Origin of the sequence: Desulfovibrio sp. (assembly GCF_009712225.1) — a bacterium.
GTDB lineage: Bacteria > Desulfobacterota > Desulfovibrionia > Desulfovibrionales > Desulfovibrionaceae > Desulfovibrio.
In genome coordinates, this window is the sequence record NZ_WASP01000008.1 from 212,417 (window position 1) to 233,582 (window position 21,166).

The following is a 21,166-nucleotide window of genomic DNA, read 5'->3' on the forward strand; positions in this document are numbered from 1 at the left end:
TTAGCCTACGCTACTTGGGCATGGCCTCCAACACCTTTTCGGGACGGGCGGGCAGATGACGCACGCGCGCGCCGCAGGCATTGTAGATGGCGTTGATGATGGCGGGGTGCGGCGCGGTGAGGGGCATCTCGCCCACGCCGGAAGCACCGAAGGGACCAGCCTTGCGGGGGGTCTGCACATAGACGATTTCCATGTTGTCGGGAATCATCTTGATGGTAGGCACGCCCGCGCCAGCAAGGGTGCTGTGCTTCTTGAGGTCTTCGTAGTCTTCGGTAAGGGCAAGACCCACGCCCTGCGCCATACCGCCGTAGATCTGGCCGTCGACCACCAGCTTGTTGCACAGGGTGCCGATGTCGGCCACGCACACGAGCTTTTCAACGGTGGTCTTGCCGGTGGCCACTTCCACGGCCACTTCGGCCAGGAACAGGCCGTACATGTAGCAGGCAAAAGGTTCGCCCTGGCCCTTGAGGTCGCAATCCTTGGCCGGGGCAGACCACTTGCCGTCGTAGTGCACGGGGCGGCCTTCGGCCTTCATTTCTTCATAGGTAAAGAAACCGCCGCTGGGCTTGCGCATGCCTTCAATCAGCATTTCGCAGGCCACACGGGTGGCGTTACCCGTAACCACCTGTGAACGCGAGCCGCCCGCAGGACCGGAATTGGGGGTCTTGCTGGTGTCGTTCATGACCAGATGGATGCTTTCGGGCTTGATGCCCAGGGGACGCAGGGCTTCGTGCGCGGTGCCCAGAGTACCGGAATCAGCGCCCTGACCGTGGTCTTCCCACGAGTTGCCGATGGTGACGCTGCCGTCGGGGTTCAGTTCCGCCCAGGCCTCGGAGGTATCCGGCCCATCAAGGCCAGCGCCGTACACGCCAAGGGCAATGCCCACGCCGCGTTTAACTTCGGCGGTGGAGCGGGCTTTGACGGCCTTTTTGGATTCTTCGTAATAGGGGCGCATTTTTTCAAACATTTCGGGCAGGCTCATGACTTCAGGAGTCTGGCCCGAGGGGTTGGTATCGCCCTCGCGGTAGCAGTTCAGCGCGCGGATTTCAAAGGGATCCATGCCGAGCTTTTCGGCGAGCTCGTCCATGAGCACTTCAGAGGGGAATTCCGTTTCCGGCGCGCCGTAACCACGGAAAGCGGCGCCCCAGCAGTGGTTGGTGGCAACGGTACGGCCCTTGCCGCGAATATTGGCAATGCCGTAGCCAGCGCCAATGTACTGTGCGCCGCGCAGGGTGAGCAGATCGCCGAATTCGGAATAGGGGCCGTGGTCAACGCTCCAGTCCGTTTCCATGGCAAGAATCTTGCCCTGCTTGTTGGCGGCGTAGCGAACGGTTGTCCAGAAGGGCGAGCGCTTGCCGGTGTAGCTCTGCTGCTGTTCATAGTTGTAGCGCAGGTGGCAGGGACGGCCGGTGGCCATGACGGCCACGCCCACAAGGGCTTCCATGGTGGGGCTGAACTTGTAGCCAAAGGTGCCGCCGGTGGTGTTCTGCACCACGACCAGATCCTTGGGGAATTCCAGGCCAAGGCCGGGGGCGATCATCAACGCGTGCAGGTGGATGGCCACAGACTTGGAGTGGATGACCACCTGACCCTTGTCATTGATGTAGCCATAGCCCACATCGGGTTCGATGGGCAGGTGGGGCTGGCGCTGGGTGTAGTAGCTGCCCTCGGCAACCACATTGGCGGAATCATTGAAGAAGGGAGCGGTATCCGCGCCTTTTTCTTCAAGCTGTTCATAGTAAATATTGGGGGTACCGGGGTGGATTTCGATGGCGTCCGGAGCCATGGCTTCGGGGGCGCTCATGTATTCGGGCAGCAGCTCGAGGTCAAACTTGACCTTTTCGGCGGCGGCGCGGGCGTTGCATTCAGAATCGGCGCACACTATGGCAAGGGCGTCGCCGTACTGGAATATCTTGGTGTCGTTAAGGATGGGGCGTTCCCAGCCGTCACCCTTGTTGGTGGGGAAGGTGATGAGACCGGTGATGCGGTTTCTGCCCTTCACGTCCTTATGGGTGAGCACCTTGTAGACACCGGGCATTTTTTCGGCTTCAGAGGTGTCAATGCCCTTGATAAGGGCGTGCGATACCTTGGCTTGGGCCAGGGCCAGATGCAGGGTGTTGGCGGGCAGGCGATGCGCCGCGTCCGCGCCGAATTCGGCGGTGCCGGTCACCTTGGCAACGGCAGTGGGACGAGGAATGGTGGAACCCCAGATGCGGCCATCGGCAGGCATCTTGAAGGTCACGTCGTCCAGAGATTTTTCGCCGCGCATAAGGGCGGCGGCGTCCATAACGGCATCCACCAGAGGCTTGTAGCCCGTGCAGCGGCATACGTTGTGGTTTTTCTGGAACCAGTCGCGCACGTCCTCGCGACTGGGATTGGGATTGGAATCAAGCAGGGCCTTGGCCGAAACGATGAAACCGGGGGTACAGAAACCGCACTGGGCCGCACCGTGGAATATCCAGGAGTGCTGCAGGGGGTGCAGATTGGCGGGCGTACCTACGCCCTCAAGGGTTGTAACGGCGGCGTTTTCCGCCACGCGATTCATTTTGACAACGCAGGCGCGTACAACTTTACCGTCAAGAATAACAGAGCAGGCGCCACACTGGCCTTTGCCGCAACCAACCTTGACACTGGTGAGCTGCAACTGATCACGCAACACGTCCACCAGCATATCTTCAGGTTTAACCAGCAAACGCCGGGGGATGCCGTTAATCACAAGGGTTTTTGTTTCCATGCGCGACTCCTTTAAATGATGAACAAAGTTATATGCCTACGCGGAAAATCCGCGCCCGGTATCTGGCTTGTCGCCTCCCTACTTGCCAAAGGGACAAATGGGGTAACGGCATACTTCGCACTGCGAGCAAAAACCGCCGTGCCCCAATGCCGCCACATCGGCCGCACTTACCTCTATGCCCGCCAAAAGGCGCGGCACGATCAGGTCAAAGATGCTGGCCTTGTGGTACATGACGCAGCCGGGCAGCCCCAGTACGGGAACCCGCCCAGCAGCGCCCTCGGCATATGCCAGAAGAAACATGGCCCCAGGGTAGACCGGCGCGCCGTAACTTGCCACTTCTGCACCGGAAGCGCGGATGGCTGTGGGCGTGCGGTCGTCGGGATCTACAGACATGCCGCCCGTAACCACAATAAGATCAGCTCCTTGCTCCAGAAAATCCCTGATTGCCCCGGCTGTCATGGGCACTTCGTCGCTGGTGAGGGTTTGCCCCACCACCGTGCTGCCCAGAGCCATAAATTTTTTGCGCAGTACAGGGCCAAAAGCATCCTGTATACGACCATAAAAAACCTCGCTGCCGGTAGTGACCACACCAACCTTGGCGCGGCGTAGCGGCAACACTTCTATGACCGGCCCGCTCACAAACGCCTCAAGCTGACGCAGTTTTTCGTCTTCAATCATCAGCGGCACAACACGAGCCCCTGCAACAGAACGGCCCTTGGTGACATGTTGCATGGTGTGGATGGTTGCGACAGATATTTCGCCAAGGCTGTTGATGCGGTTGAGTACCGGCACATCAATGCGCAACAGCCCATCACAGGCGGCCTGCAGATCGATGCGGCCTTCCTTGGGGTCAGTGTGCACAAGGTTACCACCAGCAACGGCGGCAATTATGCGCGCGGCGGCGTCATTTTCGTGCACCATGCCGGGCAGGGATTCAAAAACGTAAAGATGCTCTTTTCCGACCTGTAAAAGCACCTCAACATCTTCCTGCCGCACCACATGGCCTTTGCGAAAAACTGGTCCTTTGCTTTCACCTGGCACAATTCTGGTGATGTCGTGGCACAAAATACTACCCACGGCGTCATGAACACGGATGGTTTTCATTGCCAATTTGGACATGACCTCTCCCGAAGCTGACTTCTAGATTGTGCATAAAATAGCACCCTCGCAACAAAATGCAAAATAAAATTCGTTATTTATTAATTGTGCTTTTGCTAACCGGCTGACTTGTCATGGTATCAACAGATAAATTCCTCTTTTTTGCAAAAAGCGTGATTATTGTGCCCGCAAGTGCCCGCGCCAGCAGACAGGCGGCATTGACAGCGGCCCTATTCTTTGCGACAGGGAAAGAAAACGCCGCCGCGATTTTTATGATCGCGGCAGTATTATGAGGAACGCCATGCAAACGCTTTCAGCATACTTGCCACTGGGCCAAGCCCGGCTTGCACTTTCCGGACTGGCGCTTTTTGCCACCCTGCTGCTCGGCGGGTGCGGCTTTGGCGGATCGCCTGCCCAGCCAGAAACGCCCCCCGGCCCGGTTACGGGATTCATGATTGCTTCCAACGTGGGCGAAACCGCTACTGTTGACGACCCAGATTTTGGCAAGGGCGTGCGCGTGAGCCTCGATGAACTTTTTACCTCGGCCAAGGGCGAAGACTGCAAACGCGGCACGGTGCTTGCGGGTCAGCGTGAGGCAGAGGTTATTGTCATCTGCCGCGATGCCACGGGCCGCTGGAACATGGCCCCACGCGTGTGGGGACAGGGCCTCTCGCAATAAAACACCCCTGAGCAGAGCCTTGAGGCATGCGGGCAAAAAAACGCCCATACCAGCATTGCCTCTGGCTAATCTGGGCAAATATGATTATTTATTGAAGCGCACGGCGGCTATCATGCCCGTGCGCTTCACTTGTTACGGTTGCAAGCCCTGCAACGGCGCTTTTCCGCATCGGTTGGCACATGGCGCTGGCCATTCCACCCGCGAACCGCGCCACAGGGCTGGTCACGGAACCCAAGGGCAACTGCCTGTTTGTGGAACCATTTCTGGGGGCCATGCAAGCCCGAACCCATTGCATCATCACTACCATGTCGCACAGAACATTTTTTGCTTTTCTGCTGGTATTTCTGGCCTTGTCGTGTACAGCCAAGGCCGAGGACGCTCCGCAACCCTATGCAGCCAACCTTTTTCAGGGCAATTTTTCGCAAAGCAAGGACGCGGCCAAAGACGCCAAGGATACCTCCATCATCGCCCCTGGCGACAGGGTGGTATTGCGTCTTTGGGGCGGCAACCTCAAGGTTGACAGCACCCTTATCGTAGCCGCCGACGGCCATCTTGACGTGCCCGAGGTGGGCGCTATTCCCGTTGCTGGGCTTGGCTACGACAAGCTGACAGAAGCCCTGCGCAGCAAACTGGCCGCCAATGGTCACTCTGACGCGCAGATCTACGCAGCCCCACTCGATGCCCGCCCTGTGGCCATTTTTGTGACCGGCGGCGTGGCCAAGCCGGGGCGCTACACTGGCACGCCCGGCGACCCCCTGCTGAGCTTTCTTGACAAGGCGGGCGGGCTCGACCCGGTGCGAGGCAGCTACCGTGACATTCGCCTTATGCGCGACGGCAAGGCCGTAGCCAACCTCGACCTCTACCCCTTTGCCCGCAAGGGCGTATTGCCAGCCGTGCGCGTACAGGAAGGCGACACTCTGGTGGTAGGCGACAAAGGCCCCACGGTTACCGCCATCGGTGCAGTGCGCACCCCGGCCAAGTTTGAATTCCCCAAGGGCAAATCTTCTGGTGCGGCCCTGATTGAACTGGCCGAGCCGCAAAACAGCGCCTCGCACATTGCCCTTACGGGCACGCGCAATGGCGCGCCCTACAGCACCTATCTGCCGCTCAAGGAACTGCGCAACCTCATGCTGGAAGACGGCGATCAGGTACAGTTTATTGCCGATGCGCCCGGCAACACCATGATGGTTGAAGTGCAGGGTGCTGTGCGCGGCGCCTCGCGCTTTCCCGTGCGGCGCGGCGCCCGCCTGCAGGAAGTAAAGAACTTCATTGCGGTTGAACCGGGCCGCGCCAATCTGCAGGCCATGTACATCAAGCGTAAGAGCGTTGCAGCCCGCCAGAAAAAGGCAATCGCCGATTCGCTGCGCAGGCTTGAGGAAACAGCCCTCACTGCTTCATCTGCCAGCTCGGACGAAGCGTCCATCCGCGCCAAGGAGGCCGAAATGGTCTCCAAGTTTGTGGAGCGCGCCAAAACAGTGGAACCCGAGGGTGTTGTGGTGCTCGATGGTGGCCCGGACAAGGCCGATCTGGCGCTGGAGGACGGCGACATTATTGTTATACCGCCCAAGAGCGACGTAGTGCTCGTGAGTGGCGAGGTCATGATGCCCCAGGCAATGCTGTGGGGCAAAAAGAAGGATGTGGACGACTACATCAAGGGCGCTGGCGGTTACACCAACCGTGCCGACCACGACAAGGTACTGGTGTTGCACCAGAACGGCTCTGTTTCGCAGGACGGAGACAAGATTCTGCCAGGCGATCAGGTTATGATTCTGCCAAGGGTGGAATCCAAAAACATGCAGGCCGTCAAGGATATTACCCAGGTTATCATGCAGGTTGTGGTTTCGGCCCGTCTGCTGCTGGGTATGCCATCCTTGTAATGAACACAAAAATAACGGCTGATTGCAGTGCAGTATCTACCCTGCCAGATCTTTCAGCTGTAGCTTTGCCGCAGGGCAGCGATGTGGAAAAAGCAGTCACTTGAGGTCACAAAAAAAATGCTGGCATCATTGGTCTGATATACACGTTGACTTGGGCAACAAAACCAGGGGGGCTTCGGCCCCCTTTTCAGTTTCGGCTACAAAATGTGCTCACGTGTGGTTGCGTCACAGACACAATTTGTTGTAAGCTGATTCAAGGTATTATGCATCTGTCAGAGGAGTACATGGAACGCGCATTGGAAGCCTCACCACTGTTTTCGGGCATGAGCGGGCACGAAGCCAGCCTGTGCCTTGCCTGCAGTGGAGCATCTGAAGAACAGCACGGAAAGGGCGCACTGATTTTTGCAGAATCAGACCCCCCGGAAAGGCTCTATGTACTGCTTGAAGGCACGGTTAACGTATGCCGAGAATCGGCGGAAGGCAGACGTGCGGTTATGGCCCGCGTAGAGGCCCCCGGCGATCTTTTTGGTGAGGTGCATGTTTTTTTGGGCCGCCCCAGTTATGGATGCAGCGTGCTGGCTGAAACCCCGGTGCGCGTGCTGGGCATACCGGCGCGGTTCTTTTACGCCACCTGCGAAAAATCGTGTTCTGTGCATTCGCGCATGATACGCAATATGCTGGGCATATTTGCGCACAAGGCTTTTTTTCTCACGCGTCGCATCTCGCTGCTTTCATCTGGCAGCCTGCGGCGCAAGATTGCGGCCCTGCTGCTTGAGCACCGCCAGCCCGACGGCAATGTTTCGCTGGCCATGAACCGCGAGCAGATGGCCGATTTTCTGGGGGTTACCCGCCCCTCCCTGTCACGCGAGCTGGCCTCCATGCGCGATGAAGGCCTGCTACAGATTGAAGGACGCGCCATACGCGTGCCCGACCCCGCCTCCCTGAATTTTCTGTGCGAGTACTTTCCGGCCTAAGCTATTTATTTTTTAATAAATATTGTGGTTTGAGATACGTGCATTCCGCTTTTGCAGCCTGACAGAAAATTTTTTTCATCTTTTTTGCGCATCCGTAACAATTGGTACGGAACCATTGTCCCAGCCTTGATAGAACGAAATCGTCAACACAAGGAGGGCCTCATGGAACGCATTCTCAAGAACCTTGATTACGCCGCAGCGCTGCCCCTGGCCGCGCAGGTCGAATGCCAACCCGGCCAGATCGCAAGCAAGACCCTTATCCAAAACGCCTCTGTGGGCATTACCCTGTTTGCCTTTGACGCAAACGAAGAAATCAGCGCCCATACCTCCACGGGCGACGCGATGGTTCTCGTTCTCGAAGGTGCCGCAGAAGTAACCATCAGCGGCCAGTCACATACGGTCAAGGCGGGTGAGGTTATCATTATGCCCGCTGGTCAGCCGCACGCAGTACGCGCGCAAGAGCGCTTCAAGATGCTGCTTACCGTCGTTTTTTCTACCCCCAAGGCCGCCGCTTAGGCGGATCACCCGCACAGCCTCCGCCTTGCGGAGCGTAAGGAGACTTTTCATGAGCAACGCCATGTTCTGCTACCAGTGCCAGGAAACCGTAGGCAATAAAGGCTGCACCCAAATAGGTGTGTGCGGCAAGAAGCCTGAGACCGCCGCCCTTCAGGACGTGCTGGTATATGTGACCAAGGGCCTTTCGCAGGTTGCCACCAAGCTGCGCGCCAAGGGCAAGACCGTGGGCCATGACATTGACCGCATGGTTGTGGGCAACCTTTTCTGCACCATCACCAATGCCAACTTTGATGATGACATGCTCGCCGAGCGTGTTCGCAAAACCTGTGCCGCCAAGAAAACCCTGATCGCCGAACTTGGCTCGAGCGATGGCCTGGCCGACGCCGCCCTGTGGGAAGCTGCCGACAAGGAAGCCATGCTCGCCAAGGCTGCCACTGTGGGCATTCTTGCCACCAGCGACGACGACGTGCGCTCCCTGCGCTGGCTCGTTACCTTTGGTCTCAAGGGCATGGCCGCCTATGCCAAACACGCTGATGTGTTGGGTAAGCATGATCCTGAAGTGGACGGTTTTCTGCAGGAAGCCCTTGCCAAAACCCTGGACGACAGCCTCTCCGTGGCCGACCTCGTTGGCCTGACCCTCGAAACGGGCAGCAAGGGCGTGAGCGTCATGGCTCTGCTCGACGCCGCCAACACCAGCACCTACGGCAACCCTGAAATCACCAAGGTCAACATTGGCGTGGGCACCAACCCCGGCATCCTGATTTCTGGTCACGACCTGCGCGACCTGCAGATGCTGCTTGAACAGACCGAAGGCACCGGCGTTGACGTGTACACCCACTCTGAAATGCTGCCCGCCCACTACTACCCTGCCTTCAAGAAGTTCAGTCACTTCAAGGGCAACTATGGCAACGCATGGTGGAAGCAAAAGGAAGAATTTGAAACCTTCAACGGCCCCATCCTGCTGACCACCAACTGCCTTGTGCCGCCCAAAGACAGCTACAAGGACCGCGTGTACACCACGGGCGTGGTTGGCTTCCCCGGCTGCAAGCACATTCCCGGTGAAATCGGCGAACACAAGGATTTCTCGGCCATCATCGCTCATGCCAAGACCTGCCCCGCTCCTACCGAAATTGAAAGCGGCGAAATCGTGGGCGGCTTTGCGCACAATCAGGTTCTGGCCCTTGCTGACAAGGTTATCGACGCCGTGAAGTCTGGCGCCATCAAGAAATTTGTGGTCATGGCCGGTTGCGATGGCCGCATGAAGGGCCGCTCATACTACACCGAATTCGCCGAAGGCCTGCCCAAGGATACGGTTATCCTCACTGCCGGTTGCGCCAAGTACCGCTACAACAAGCTGCCTCTGGGCGACATCGGTGGCATCCCACGCGTGCTCGACGCCGGTCAGTGCAACGACTCCTACTCTCTGGCCGTGGTTGCCCTGAAGCTCAAGGAAGTGTTTGGTCTGGCCGACATCAACGACCTGCCCATCGTGTACAATATTGCCTGGTACGAACAGAAGGCCGTTATCGTGCTGCTGGCCCTGCTTGCCCTGGGTGTAAAGAACATCCACCTCGGACCGACGCTGCCCGCCTTCCTGTCGCCCAATGTGGCCAAGGTGCTGGTGGAACAGTTTGGCATCGGTGGCATCACCAATCCTCAGGACGACCTCAAGGCCTTTTTTGGCTAAACCAGATTGCTGAAAGACACGGACGGCGCGCGTAAGCATGCCGTCCGTGTAACGCATCTGCGGCGTACCTCATACGGGGTGCGCCGCTTTTTTGTTGTGCCCCTGCCGTGTGGCAGTGCAAAACATACCAAGAAAGTAACAGAGCGTCGCAACAGGCAAAATAATTCACGCGAACGCAACGGGCGTGTCAGATGCATCAGGTCGAGGCACACCTGGTGCCAACGCATGACCCAAATGGGCATAAGCAACAGGGCCAGGGGCGTTATCAACGCTGAGCAGGCAGAGGGGGAACATCACAGAGGCATTGGCATCAATGCAAGATGCGGCAGATGCTCAGCTTTGATAAGGAGGATCAACAGGAAACAAAAAAGGGGAACCCGAAGGCTCCCCTTTTGATAGTAAGGCTGGGTACTCTTAGAAGGAGTACACGAAACGGACGTTCACGTTCCAGGGATCACGTTCCTGGTCGCTACGGCCGTTCATGCGGCTGGTGCCCCACACGCCACGGGACTGGTCAAGCCAGGTGGCGATGTAGGCGGCGTCAAGAGACACCGTGAAGTTGTCATACATCTTGTAATCGTTGGACAGACCAATTTCCAGCGCGGTGTCGTTGGTGGTCATGTACAGCGGATTGGCGCCAGCAATACCGGAGTTGGGGCCGGAGTTGCTGAAGGTGGTGTACGCACCGTTGTGGGGCGCCAGGTAACGGGTCATGGTGGTGCTGTTGGTACCGCCGATGAGGTTCAGGCGCACGGTGTGCTTCAGGTTTTCGATGAAGCTCATGTCCTTCAAGCGGGCGCCGATGCCCCAGGTGCCGGACATGTCGTAGCCAAGGATGGCTTCACGGGCGATCATGGGTCCGCCGTTAGGCTAAATAATTCACGCGAACGCAACGGGCGTGTCAGATGCCATCAGGTCGAGGCACACCTGGTGCCTACGCATGACCAAAATGGCATAAGCAACAGGGCCAGAGGCATTATCCACGCTGAGCAGGCAGAGGGGGAACATCACAGAGGCATTGGCATCAACAAGGCAAGGCATTGCGGGGAGTGACAGATACTCAGCTTTGATAGGGAGGATCAACTGGAAACAAAAAAAGGGGAACCCGAAGGCTCCCCTTTTGATAGTAAGACTGGGTACTCTTAGAAGGAGTACACGAAACGGACGTTCACGTTCCAGGGATCACGTTCCTGGTCGCTACGGCCGTTCATGCGGCTGGTGCCCCACACGCCACGGGACTGGTCAAGCCAGGTGGCGATGTAGGCGGCGTCAAGAGACACCGTGAAGTTGTCATACATCTTGTAATCGTTGGACAGACCAATTTCCAGCGCGGTGTCGTTGGTGGTCATGTACAGCGGATTGGCGCCAGCAATACCGGAGTTGGGGCCGGAGTTGCTGAAGGTGGTGTACGCACCGTTGTGGGGCGCCAGGTAACGGGTCATGGTGGTGCTGTTGGTACCGCCGATGAGGTTCAGGCGCACGGTGTGCTTCAGGTTTTCGATGAAGCTCATGTCCTTCAAGCGGGCGCCGATGCCCCAGGTGCCGGACATGTCGTAGCCAAGGATGGCTTCACGGGCGATCATGGGTCCGCCGTTGAAGGCGAAATCAGAGAAGCCGTTGTTGTTGTTGTTCACGCTGATGGAAGGCATGCGTTCGGAGCCGTTGGCAGGATTGCCGTCGTCACCGGAAGCGTACCACATGTACAAGCCGGGGATGGCCCAATCAAGCTTGTATTCAAACAGCAAAGAACCAAGCCAGCCAGCGCGGTTGGCGCGGGTGTCAGCATAGGAAACGGAACCGTAGTTGAAATCCCACGCGATGCGGAAGGGATCAAACGTGGTCACTTCGCCGGTCAGGCCAGCCCACACGGCGTTGCCGTAGGAACCCATGGCCTTGGTGCTGGCGGTGCCGTCCTTGTGACGGGCGCCACCAAGGGGAATCATGCCAGCGGTGGGGTAAGCATTGCTGGTGGCAGGCACGTTGCTGAAGTAGCCGTTGGAGCTACGGAAGGTGTTGGGTCCGATGGCAGCGTAGCTGACCCAGGGGGTCACTTTCACGCCGTCAAAGGTCAGGGGCACCAGCAGGGCAAACACGTCCATGTTGTCCAGGTAGTTGGTGCGGTTGCCGCCATGGTCGTTGGCATTGGTGTAGTTGTCGTTGTAAGGACGGGCCCACAGGGCGGTCACGCCAACGTTTTCGTTGAACTGGTAGGAGGCGGTGATGCCGGCCACGTCGTCGTTGAAGACGTTGCTGCCGGTGGTGAAGCTGGGCAGAGCCATGCCCTGAATGCCCATGCGGAACTTCAGGTCGGTCTGGGGAACGATCCAGTCGATGTAAGCGTTCTTCACTTCCACGACCTGACCGTCAGCACCAAGAGAGGCGCCCTGAGCGGAACGGCCCCAGGTCTGGTCGCCGATTTCGAAGAACACGGTGCCGGACAGGGCTTCAGAAGCCACGGCGTCCAACTGCAGACGAACGCGCTGACGCGCTTCGAATTCGTCTTCGTTGGCGTAGCGGTTGCCGCCGCCGTTGAAGCCAGTGCGGCCGTTACCGCCGGTGAAACCACCGTTCTGGCCGTAGTCGAAGCTCATGATCCACTGGCCCTTGGCCTTGAAGTCGATGGCGCTGGCGCCCGTGGCAGCGCCGAACACCAAGCCGGCCGCCAACAGAAGAGTAGCGATCTTTTTCATGGTTATCCTTCCTTTCTTTTGCCCCGCTTGGGACTATGGTTTCATATAAACGCCTGTGGAGCGGTTTCCCGCTTCGGTGCAAATATATGGAAGGGCTAAACACAATGCAAGCCCTATCGTGCAAAAATTTTTACCCAAAACGGCCTTAATGGAGCCTCAAATATGTATATACTTACATTTTAGCAGGTTAAAAAAACTTTAGACCTGAAAAAAATTTTTGTCACAAGCTTGCCACAGGGATTTTTTTTAGAGCTTGTAGCCAAAATTCCGCACTGCTGGCGCACAATCCGCCCGAAACCAGCTGGTTAAAAATTTTTTCACGCCATTTTTGTCGCCCCTTGATTGGGAAATATCAGGCAGTTTACAGCATTTCCCACATCCACAATATGAGTGGTCACGCACACCCTTCAATAAATGAAGGGGTTGCGTGACCACTGCGGAACCGTCAGTTGCTGATGCGGGCAGGCCAGCCAAGGCCGACCCGACATAAAGCAGGTATGGTCAGGCCTGTTCGTCCACAGGGAACCACAGGGGCTTCAAAAAATGCAGGCGGCAGGTTTCACCCTGATGTGGGCCACGGTCATAGCGGCCTTTTTGCACCCGTACGCTCTGCTCGCCCACACGAACCTGGTAGTCAAGCTGCTCACCAAGAAATGTTCGTCGCTCCACTATACCCGGCACGCCCCCCTCGTCGACAAATTCGATTTCGTTGGGTCGGCTGGCTATTATTCCCCGACCGATGTTCATAATCTGCGCGTCAGGCTCACACCCGACAGGGAAAGGGGCGCTCACGCCCTCCAGCTGCATGTGGGTTGCCGTCACGGTCATTTCCGTAAAGTTTGACAGCCCGATGAAGCTGAACACAAAACGGTTGGCGGGCCGCGTATATACCTCAAGAGGTGAGGCCACCTGCTGCACCACGCCGTTTTTCATCACCAGTATGCGGTCAGAGAGCGCCATGGCCTCCGACTGATCGTGGGTTACATACATGATGGAGAAGCCGTAGATTTTTTGCAGCTCCTTGATTTCAAAACGCATCTCTTCGCGCAGGTGAGGGTCAAGGCTTGAGAGCGGCTCGTCCAGCAGCATGACCGAAGGGTTGATGGCCAGCGCCCGGGCAAGGGCAACACGCTGTTTGCCGCCGCCAGAGAGATCCGCCGGGCTTTTTTGTGCCACGTCAATCAGGTTGGTGTGCTGCAGGGCCTCTGTGGTACGTTTGTGCAGTTCCGCCGCGCCCACCTTTTTGATGCGCAGTGGGAAAGCCACATTTTCGTACACGCTCATGTGCGGCCATACGGCAAAAGCTTGAAAAACCATGCCAAAATCGCGTTTCTCGGGCGGCAGATAATATTTTTTGCTGCTCGACGAAAGCAGCTTGCCATTAACGCTGATCTCGCCCTCGTCCAGGTCTTCAAACCCCGCCACCATACGCAGGGTTGTGGTTTTGCCGCAACCAGAAGGTCCGAGCATGGAAAAACACTCGCCGTCGCCTATTTCGAGGTTCAGGGATGAAACAGCCTTAACCTTGCCAAAATACTTGGTAACATTGCTTAGTGAAATGGACATGATCAGGCCTGCCTGGACTTGGCGAAGTGGTTGATGATGCTCTGGCCGGTCACGATGAGAATAAGGGCGATGCCCGCCAGAGCCGCCGAGGTAACAGTTTCGCCGTCTTCGTTAAGGGTGTAGATGGCAACGCCGATGGTGCGGCTGGTGGTGCCGTACAGCATGACTGAAACCGTCAGCTCGCGCAGGGCTGGCAAAAAGATGAGAAAGAACGCCGCCACCATGCCGGGACGTACCAGAGGCAGCACAACATCGCGCAGGGCCTGCCACATACTGGCGCCGCAGGCGCGGGCCGCTTCCACCAGCGAATCGTGCACCTGTTCAAGCGCGGCCGAGTTGGCCTTGAGCGAAAAGGCCATGTAACGCGCAATGTAGGCGATAAGAATAATCCATATGGTATTGTAAAGATTCACTCCAAAGCGGCCGCTCCAGGCCAGGATCACGCCAAGGGCAATGACCGAGCCGGGTACGGAAAACGGCAGCATGCCCAGAAATTCCAGTATGCCCTTGCCCCGCACCCGCATCTTTACGATGACGTACGAGATCATTACGCCTGCAAACATGGTTATGGTGGCCGCAGCCAGCCCGAGGCCTATGCTGTTCTTGATGGCCTGCTGGGTCTGATCCCACTCGAACAACACATATTTATAGTTGTCGAGCGAGAGGTTTTCCCAGGTAATGGGCACGCCGTAGGTTTTGAGCCCGCCCACAAGAAAGATTGTAACCGTGGGCAGCACAATGGTAATGGCGATGTACAGCAGGCAAAAAACAAACAGCGGCGTACGCAGGCCACGCAGCTTGAGCTCCATGGGGCGGAAGCTCTTGCCCCCGATGATCTGGTATTTGCCGGAGCCCAGCACCTTGCGTTGCAGCCAGATAATCAGGGCCGCCGTAACCACCAGCACCGAAGCCAGCACAGTGCCGGTGCGGATGGAGGCAAAGCTGCCCGCGCTTTCATGAATACGCTCGTAAATGAGCGTGGGAATATTATAGATGCCCACCTCAATACCAAGCACGGCCACAGTGCCGAAGTGCGCCATGGAATACAGCATGATAAGCAGCGCGCCAGAAAGGATGCTGGGCAGCACCAGCGGCAGGGTTATCTTGCGGGTGATGGTAAAGAGCCCCGCGCCCGAAATGCGGGCCGATTCCTCAAGCGTGGGGTCCATACGCTCGAGCGCGCCGCACACCTGAATGAACACAAAGGGGAACAGGTACATGGTTTCGATGCAGATGATGCCCGCGTACGAAAAAATATTAAACAGGGCGTCTTCCGCACCGGTAACATCGCGCCAAAGCCTGTTTATATAGCCCGCGCGAGGCGAAAGCAGCATCTTCCAGGCCAGTGCACCGATAAATGAGGGCAGCATGAAGGGCACCAGAAACATGCTTTTCATGAAACCCTTGTAGGGAATATCAGTACGGGTCACCAGCCAGGCAAAGAACGTACCCACGGCGGTGGCGCACAGGGTAACGCCGCTGGCGATGAACAGCGAGTTCATCAGGGCCTGATAGGTTTCACCTTCGCCCAGGGTTTTGACAAGGTCGGCGGCGTTGAACTGCCCGTTTACAAAAAAAGCGTTGAAGAAGATCAGCGCCACCGGAACCACAACCACAATAACAAGAATGGCGATGGACAGAAGCAGGATCACTTCTGCCAAACCCCACGAACGCTGCTGTTTGACTGCTTGCATACCTGACCGCCAAATTTGGAGTAAACCTGTGCCCGTCGTCCTGCCAGACAACGGATGTTATGCTGCGCCAGCCGGTGCAGCCTGATGCGCAATACCGCCTAGCTGAACCAGTGCGCGCTGCGCAGGTTGATGACGCACGCATCGCCCTCTGCCAGCAGCAGGTCACGGGCAAGAGCCTCGTGGGTATCCACTGCCGTGCGCACATGCTGGCCACACACGTCCAGCTGGTAATCGGTAAACGCCCCAAGAAAACTGGCACGACGCACGGTGGCGCGCAGGCCCTCGCCCTGCCGGCTCAGCTGTACGTCCGAAGGGCGGAATCCAACGCGGGCCTCGCCTGCCAGTCCCGGCTGCGGCGCAAGAGGAAAGGTGCAGCCATCAAGGCTTGCAAGTCCATCCGCCACATTGACCCGCAAAAAATTGCTCATGCCAAGAAAGGAAAAAACAAATTCGTCCGCAGGGGAGGAAAACACCTCTTCAGGTGTGCCAACCTGGCGGATGGCCCCCTGCTCGTCCAGCAAGGCCATGCGGTCTGATATGGCCAGGGCAATTTCCTGATCGTGGGTGACGTACAGGATGGTCACGCCCAGATTTTTTTGCAGTGCCTTGATTTCAAATCGCATTTCTTCGCGCAGGTTGGCATCAAGGTTATTGAGCGGCTCGTCCAGCAGCAACAGGCTGGGCTGGGCCACCAGGGCGCGGGCAAGCGCCACACGCTGCTGCTGCCCGCCAGAAAGCTGCGAGGGCAGGCGGTCTTCCATACCGGTAAGGTTCACATCGTCAATGCTCTTTTGCACCAGCGCCGCCGCCTCGGCAGGGTCACGCCGGGCGATCTTGAGCGGATAGCCCACGTTTTGCCGCACGGTCATGTGCGGCCACACGGCATAATCCTGAAAAACCACGCCAAGGCTGCGCTGTTCAGGCGGCAGGGCCGTGCCGCTCTGCGCGTCGGCCACCACTTCGCCGCCAATGCTCATGCGCCCCGCGTCCAGGGTTTCAAATCCGGCCATGATGCGCAGCAGCACGGTTTTACCGCAGCCCGATGGGCCAATGAGGGTAAAACACTCGCCGTCGCGCACCGTGAGCGACAGGTCCTTGAGCACCGTGTGGTCGCCAAAAGACTTTGATATGTTCTCAATAAGTATTTCCGCCATGAAATTTCCCGCTTGCGCTGTGCGCGTGGTATGGCGGCTGCCTGCCGCAAACCGCCATGCCCGCGCCACACTATGGTTGTCCCCGCCTCCGCCGTATCTCATCGCACGGAGAAAATCGCAGAGTTGTAACGCTGTTGTCGCTATTTCGACATCATTATGTCTGTAAATTTTTTAACAGTGGATTCTTTTTCGCTCAAAATATGCTGGTAATCAATTTTGATACCCCGTTCAAAGGCCTGCTCGCTGGTGGGCAAACCGAATTCAGCCGGGGGCACAATGCCTTTGCGCACAGGCAGGGTTCCCTGTTCGGCCAGAATCTTCTGTCCTTCTTCAGAAAGCAGGAAGTCCACAAACTTCTTGGCGGCCGCCAGATTGGGTGTGCCCTTGAAAATGGCTGCGGGGCTGGGGATAACCAGCATTTCGGGCGGGTACACCAGGGCGAGATCCGCACCCTTCTTGATCTTGTCATTCACGATGTAGTCAACGCCGATGCAGGCCAGAAGGTCGCCGGAAGCGGTATCGTCGATAACCTGGCCAGAGCCCTTGCCCATGCGCGCGCCATTCTTGTGCACGTTTTCAATGTATTCCCAGCCAAACTTGTCCACCAGCAGCTGAATGCTCATGTACGAGGTGCCTGAAAGGGCCGGGTTGGCAATGCCAAAGGCCTTTTTGAATTCGGGTTTCATCATGTCGTTCCACTGGGCGGGAGCTTCCTTGACGTGGCGCTTGTTGTAGGCAATGCCCAGCGTGCCCAGACGGATGGCGGTAAACGAGCCGTCAAAATCGGGGAAAGGATTGATAACCGCCTTGAGCTCCGGCGATTCGTATTTTTCCAGAATGCCCTCTGCCTTCATGTTGAAGAAGTCCGGCACTTCGCTGGTCCAGATTATATCGGCCATGATTTTGCCAGACTGGCGCTCGGTGGCAATTTTTGCCATAAGCTTGCCTGCGCCAGCAGATTGATAATCCATGGCAATATCAGGATATTTTTTAACAAAGGCCTCCTTGAGCGAACCAATAATGGATTCTTTCATGGAGGTGTAGACCACCAGTTTTTCGGCGGCAAAGGCCGAAAAAGCCGATACTGCCAGAAAAACGGCAGCAAAAAGAAGAGTGGTAATGCGTCTCATCTGTCACTCGCTCCGTTTGAAGGTATTCATAAAACACAGTCACATTCCGGCAATCTGCCACATGCTGCCGGAATTTTTCTTAAAGGTAGCGAATGCCCGCCACGAATACAATGCGTTTTTGTTCCATACGCTCTACTGCCAGTCTTCTGCCGGGCAGGTGACCTATTGCACTGTTCCGCATCGTCAATTTGCGTGATACCGTGCTTTATCCGCCGTCGCAGCAAGCGCCCGGCAAGGGTCTGCCGCACGCAGGCCTCTCACACAAACCAGGAGATTGTCATGACCACGGTTTTCGGAACATTGGACCATGTGCTTCTGATGGCCCCCGGCCCCAGCCCGGTTGCGGCCAATGTGCTTGAAGCCATGAGCCTGCCCACCCTTGGGCATCTTGATCCTGACTGCATCAAGGTGATGGACGCATTGCAGGAACAGCTGCGCGCCGTATGCAAAACGCGCAATGCCGTAACCTTTCCCATTTCCGGCACCGGTTCTGCTGGCATGGAAGCCTGCTTTGTCAATCTGGTAGAACCGGGCGACCATGTGCTTATTGTCAACAACGGCCTGTTCTGCTCGCGCATGGTCGAGGTCGCCTCGCGCCTGGGCGCTTTGGTGGATACCGTGGAATGCCCCTGGGGCGCTCCCATTTCTGTAGAAGCCGTAAAAAAACAGCTCGGCCAGAAAAATTATAAGATTCTTGCAGTGGTGCACGCCGAGACATCCACGGGCGTCAACAATCCCGTGGGCGAACTTGGCGCGCTGGTCAAAAACAGCGACACGCTCTTTCTGGTGGACAGCGTGGCCGGTCTTGGTGGTGTTGACGTGCGGGTGGACGAATGGGGCATCGACGCTTTTTACAGTGGCTCGCAAAAATGCCTTTCCACCCCTCCCGGTCTTGCGCCTGCCTCGTTCTCGGAAGCTGCCATGGAGGCCATGGCGCGCCGTAAAACCAAGGTACCCAACTGGTATCTGGACGTAACCCTGATCCGCAAATACTGGGAAGGCACACCCCGCACCTACCACCATACCGCGCCCATCAACATGTACTATGGCCTGCATCAGGCCCTGGACAACATGCTGGCCGAAGGTCTTGAAGCTTCGTTTGCCCGCCACAAGGCCATGCACGAACGCCTCAAGCAGGGCATGGGCAAGCTTGGCTTTAGCCCCTATGTTACTGAAGGGGCCGCGCCACAGGTCAACCTGTTTGTGCCACCTGCCGGTGTGGACGCCAACGCTCTGCGTGCCCGCCTGCGCAGTGACCACAAGATTGAAGTGGCTGGGGGCCTTGGCGCGCTGGCTGGCAAGGTGCTGCGCGTCGGAGTCATGGGCGAGGGCGCCCGCGAAGAACCCATCGACCGCCTTGTGGCGGCTGTGGCCGCCTGCCTGTAACCGGCACGTCGCCCAAAACCCGTCTTAAGCAAGCCCCCCGGCAGCAGGTCAACACCTTCACGCAAGGTGCAGCCAGGCCGGGGGGCTGGATTTTTCTGCCTGTAGTCCCCGGTCTGTTTCGGGCTGGCCAGGGGGATCAGATGAACGGCAACATGCAACTTCTGCGGGTTGTGGCTCATCCCATAACGCTGACGTTTGACTTTCTTCCGCCCAAAACACTATATTTGAAATGTCAAAACTGTGTAAGGCGTGAGTTCTCTGCCAATTCCGGCATTCCGTTGAGCTGCGGCTTGAAACGGCAAACAGTCAATGCAGGCAGCGCCGCCCCGTACAAGGGCTGAGGAATCCGTCAGATGCAGTCATTATGGCTCCCCTTCTTTCTGACCATGCTCCTGTTCTGCTGCCCTACCGTAGCCGTGATGCCTGCCTGGGCAAGCACAGACAAAGCGCAGACGGCAGCACAACAGACCGAGCAGGGCGTCTCCCCTTTCAATTCACAGGCCGAGCTGCCTGTTTACCCACCCGACGACCCCACAACATTTTCGGCCCGCACCAGTAAGAATTTTGACAGCATCGTGCACGACCACCCGTTGCGCTTCGTGAGCTTCATGAGCGTTATTTTTCTGGTGCTCATGCTGAGCATGCTTATTGCCCTTGCCAACAAGTGCGGCCGTATCTGCCGTATGGAAGCACAGCTGAACAAGGACGACCTCACGGGCCTGCCCAATATGGAAAAGCTCAAGTCGCTGTGCTCGACCCTGTTAGTTACCCAGGTCACGGCTGACTACATGCTGCTTTCTGGCGACATCTGCCAGTTCAAAACCATCAATGACCAGTTTGGATTTGGCATGGGCGACAGGCTGTTGCAGGCCTATGCGGCCATTTTGCAGCGCAATGTGCTGCCAGAGGAATGCTGCGCCCGCATTTCATCAGACCTGTTCGTTTTGCTGTTGCGCTTTGAAAACTGGGATCAGCTTACGGCCCGCCTGCGCGAGATGGACAACGAGCTGGACGAATGGCGCAGGCAGCAGTCGCTGCCCTACGCAGTGCGCACCGTCTTCGGGGCCTACCATGTGCCCAAGGCGCAGCACTACGACGTGCAGCTCATGCTTGATATGGCCAACTACGCCCGTCTTGAGGCCAAGCGCTCGTCGGGCATACACATGGTACTGTACAACGAACGTATGCGGCAGGAGGCTCTGCTCTGTCAGGAGCTTACCGGCAAGCTGGAAGAAGCACTGGTCAATGGCGAAATCGAGGTGTGGCATCAGGCCAAGGTGGACATGCGCACCGGCACAATAGTTGGCAGCGAAGCGCTTGTGCGCTGGAATCACCCCCAGCGTGGCCTGCTGCTGCCGGGTAGCTTTATTCCCCTGTTTGAACGCAATGGTCAGGTGACATCCATAGACTTTCACGTGTTCGAGCAAACCTGCCGCAGCCTGCGTAGCTGGAAACTGCGCAACCTTCCGATGCACACGGTATCGTGCAACTTTTCACGCCTGCACTTTGACCGTCCCAACTTCACCCAGCGGCTGGCCGACATAGCCGACCGCCACGGTGTTCCCCGCCATCTGCTGGAAATAGAGATTACCGAAAGCGCCATCATGAACAACCCGGATGTCGTCTGGGTGCAGATTGTGCAGCTGAAAGAGATGGGCTTCAAGACCGCCATTGACGATTTTGGCGCTGGCTACTCGTCGCTGGGTATTGTGCAGATGCTCGACACCGACTGCCTCAAGATCGACCGTAGCTTTATCCAGCGAGATCTGCCGGGCAGACGCGCCCAGATCGTGCTTGGCAACATTATCCGCCTGGCGGACGATCTGGGCATGAGCGTAATTTGCGAGGGAGTGGAAACAGCGGAACAATCCGCCATTATCATGAAGCTGGGCTGCTACACGGCTCAGGGATTTTTTTACGCCAAGCCGGAACCCACCCACGAATTTGAAGCGCGTCTGGCCATGCAGGGCCTGTAACCCCG

General features: G+C 57.4%; 17 protein-coding genes. 9 read left to right on the forward strand and 8 right to left on the reverse strand.

The window, feature by feature from the left end; all coding sequences use genetic code 11:
- Positions 1-10: 10 nt before the first annotated feature.
- Entirely contained in the window at positions 11-2,734 is a 2,724-nt protein-coding gene (locus tag F8N36_RS11345; RefSeq protein WP_291332925.1) for a molybdopterin-dependent aldehyde oxidoreductase, read from the reverse strand.
- Between the two features lie 78 nt (positions 2,735-2,812).
- A complete protein-coding gene (locus F8N36_RS11350; protein ID WP_366247049.1) occupies positions 2,813-3,838 on the reverse strand; it encodes a molybdopterin-binding protein in 1,026 nt (341 codons plus the stop codon).
- Positions 3,839-3,966: 128 nt separating this feature from the next.
- Between F8N36_RS11350 and F8N36_RS11355 the strand changes: the two genes are divergently transcribed.
- The 6 genes from F8N36_RS11355 (at position 3,967) to hcp (ending at position 9,565) form a co-directional block, all read left to right on the forward strand.
- Positions 3,967-4,125: a hypothetical protein gene (locus F8N36_RS11355; protein WP_291332927.1), complete on the forward strand. Its 159-nt coding sequence runs from the start codon at positions 3,967-3,969 to the stop codon at positions 4,123-4,125.
- 8 nt (positions 4,126-4,133) lie between these two features.
- Complete coding sequence (locus F8N36_RS11360) at positions 4,134-4,511, forward strand: DVU3141 family protein (protein ID WP_291332928.1); 378 nt, start codon at positions 4,134-4,136, stop codon at positions 4,509-4,511.
- A gap of 179 nt (positions 4,512-4,690) precedes the next feature.
- Positions 4,691-6,388, forward strand: a complete 1,698-nt coding sequence (locus tag F8N36_RS11365; protein WP_291332929.1) for an SLBB domain-containing protein — start codon at positions 4,691-4,693, stop codon at positions 6,386-6,388.
- 284 nt (positions 6,389-6,672) lie between these two features.
- On the forward strand, positions 6,673-7,362 hold the full coding sequence (locus F8N36_RS11370) for a Crp/Fnr family transcriptional regulator (RefSeq protein ID WP_291332930.1): 690 nt from the start codon (positions 6,673-6,675) through the stop codon (positions 7,360-7,362).
- A 162-nt stretch (positions 7,363-7,524) separates the two neighbouring features.
- On the forward strand, positions 7,525-7,878 hold the full coding sequence (locus F8N36_RS11375) for a cupin domain-containing protein (RefSeq protein ID WP_291332931.1): 354 nt from the start codon (positions 7,525-7,527) through the stop codon (positions 7,876-7,878).
- A gap of 61 nt (positions 7,879-7,939) precedes the next feature.
- Positions 7,940-9,565, forward strand: coding sequence for a hydroxylamine reductase (gene hcp, locus F8N36_RS11380; RefSeq protein ID WP_291333079.1), 1,626 nt, complete (start codon positions 7,940-7,942; stop codon positions 9,563-9,565).
- A gap of 414 nt (positions 9,566-9,979) precedes the next feature.
- On the opposite strand, the gene F8N36_RS11385 is transcribed toward hcp, so the two are convergent.
- The 6 genes from F8N36_RS11385 to F8N36_RS11410 all read right to left on the reverse strand — a co-directional run bounded on the left by F8N36_RS11385 (position 9,980) and on the right by F8N36_RS11410 (position 17,799).
- Positions 9,980-10,420: a hypothetical protein gene (locus tag F8N36_RS11385; protein WP_291332932.1), complete on the reverse strand. Its 441-nt coding sequence runs from the start codon at positions 10,418-10,420 to the stop codon at positions 9,980-9,982.
- A 287-nt stretch (positions 10,421-10,707) separates the two neighbouring features.
- Positions 10,708-12,255 (reverse strand): outer membrane homotrimeric porin, encoded by a 1,548-nt coding sequence (locus tag F8N36_RS11390; RefSeq protein ID WP_291332933.1) that lies wholly within the window; start codon positions 12,253-12,255, stop codon positions 10,708-10,710.
- A gap of 501 nt (positions 12,256-12,756) precedes the next feature.
- On the reverse strand, positions 12,757-13,821 hold the full coding sequence (locus tag F8N36_RS11395) for an ABC transporter ATP-binding protein (protein ID WP_291332934.1): 1,065 nt from the start codon (positions 13,819-13,821) through the stop codon (positions 12,757-12,759).
- A 2-nt stretch (positions 13,822-13,823) separates the two neighbouring features.
- Entirely contained in the window at positions 13,824-15,515 is a 1,692-nt protein-coding gene (locus tag F8N36_RS11400) for an iron ABC transporter permease (RefSeq protein WP_291332935.1), read from the reverse strand.
- A gap of 98 nt (positions 15,516-15,613) precedes the next feature.
- Positions 15,614-16,669, reverse strand: a complete 1,056-nt coding sequence (locus F8N36_RS11405; protein ID WP_291332936.1) for an ABC transporter ATP-binding protein — start codon at positions 16,667-16,669, stop codon at positions 15,614-15,616.
- A gap of 140 nt (positions 16,670-16,809) precedes the next feature.
- Positions 16,810-17,799 carry an ABC transporter substrate-binding protein gene (locus F8N36_RS11410; protein WP_291332937.1) on the reverse strand — a complete coding sequence of 330 codons (990 nt, stop codon included), beginning with the start codon at positions 17,797-17,799 and terminating at the stop codon, positions 16,810-16,812.
- 279 nt (positions 17,800-18,078) lie between these two features.
- On the opposite strand from F8N36_RS11410, the gene F8N36_RS11415 reads away from it, so the two are divergent.
- From F8N36_RS11415 to F8N36_RS11425, 3 genes are all read left to right on the forward strand, one after another.
- Entirely contained in the window at positions 18,079-19,185 is a 1,107-nt protein-coding gene (locus tag F8N36_RS11415) for an alanine--glyoxylate aminotransferase family protein (RefSeq protein ID WP_291332938.1), read from the forward strand.
- A gap of 140 nt (positions 19,186-19,325) precedes the next feature.
- Positions 19,326-19,526 carry a hypothetical protein gene (locus F8N36_RS11420; protein ID WP_291332939.1) on the forward strand — a complete coding sequence of 67 codons (201 nt, stop codon included), beginning with the start codon at positions 19,326-19,328 and terminating at the stop codon, positions 19,524-19,526.
- Positions 19,527-19,538: 12 nt separating this feature from the next.
- Positions 19,539-21,161 (forward strand): bifunctional diguanylate cyclase/phosphodiesterase, encoded by a 1,623-nt coding sequence (locus F8N36_RS11425; RefSeq protein ID WP_291332940.1) that lies wholly within the window; start codon positions 19,539-19,541, stop codon positions 21,159-21,161.
- Positions 21,162-21,166 lie beyond the last annotated feature (5 nt).

What these genes read in the sequence shown, in the direction of transcription:
- F8N36_RS11345 (WP_291332925.1), bottom strand. Translation starts at nt 2,734, where the DNA reads ATGGAAACAAAAACCCTTGTGATTAACGGCATCCCCCGGCGTTTGCTG.
- F8N36_RS11350 (WP_366247049.1), bottom strand. Translation starts at nt 3,838, where the DNA reads ATGAAAACCATCCGTGTTCATGACGCCGTGGGTAGTATTTTGTGCCAC.
- F8N36_RS11355 (WP_291332927.1), top strand. Translation starts at nt 3,967, where the DNA reads ATGGTATCAACAGATAAATTCCTCTTTTTTGCAAAAAGCGTGATTATT.
- F8N36_RS11360 (WP_291332928.1), top strand. Translation starts at nt 4,134, where the DNA reads ATGCAAACGCTTTCAGCATACTTGCCACTGGGCCAAGCCCGGCTTGCA.
- F8N36_RS11365 (WP_291332929.1), top strand. Translation starts at nt 4,691, where the DNA reads ATGGCGCTGGCCATTCCACCCGCGAACCGCGCCACAGGGCTGGTCACG.
- F8N36_RS11370 (WP_291332930.1), top strand. Translation starts at nt 6,673, where the DNA reads ATGGAACGCGCATTGGAAGCCTCACCACTGTTTTCGGGCATGAGCGGG.
- F8N36_RS11375 (WP_291332931.1), top strand. Translation starts at nt 7,525, where the DNA reads ATGGAACGCATTCTCAAGAACCTTGATTACGCCGCAGCGCTGCCCCTG.
- hcp (WP_291333079.1), top strand. Translation starts at nt 7,940, where the DNA reads ATGTTCTGCTACCAGTGCCAGGAAACCGTAGGCAATAAAGGCTGCACC.
- F8N36_RS11385 (WP_291332932.1), bottom strand. Translation starts at nt 10,420, where the DNA reads ATGATCGCCCGTGAAGCCATCCTTGGCTACGACATGTCCGGCACCTGG.
- F8N36_RS11390 (WP_291332933.1), bottom strand. Translation starts at nt 12,255, where the DNA reads ATGAAAAAGATCGCTACTCTTCTGTTGGCGGCCGGCTTGGTGTTCGGC.
- F8N36_RS11395 (WP_291332934.1), bottom strand. Translation starts at nt 13,821, where the DNA reads ATGTCCATTTCACTAAGCAATGTTACCAAGTATTTTGGCAAGGTTAAG.
- F8N36_RS11400 (WP_291332935.1), bottom strand. Translation starts at nt 15,515, where the DNA reads ATGCAAGCAGTCAAACAGCAGCGTTCGTGGGGTTTGGCAGAAGTGATC.
- F8N36_RS11405 (WP_291332936.1), bottom strand. Translation starts at nt 16,669, where the DNA reads ATGGCGGAAATACTTATTGAGAACATATCAAAGTCTTTTGGCGACCAC.
- F8N36_RS11410 (WP_291332937.1), bottom strand. Translation starts at nt 17,799, where the DNA reads ATGAGACGCATTACCACTCTTCTTTTTGCTGCCGTTTTTCTGGCAGTA.
- F8N36_RS11415 (WP_291332938.1), top strand. Translation starts at nt 18,079, where the DNA reads ATGACCACGGTTTTCGGAACATTGGACCATGTGCTTCTGATGGCCCCC.
- F8N36_RS11420 (WP_291332939.1), top strand. Translation starts at nt 19,326, where the DNA reads ATGAACGGCAACATGCAACTTCTGCGGGTTGTGGCTCATCCCATAACG.
- F8N36_RS11425 (WP_291332940.1), top strand. Translation starts at nt 19,539, where the DNA reads ATGCAGTCATTATGGCTCCCCTTCTTTCTGACCATGCTCCTGTTCTGC.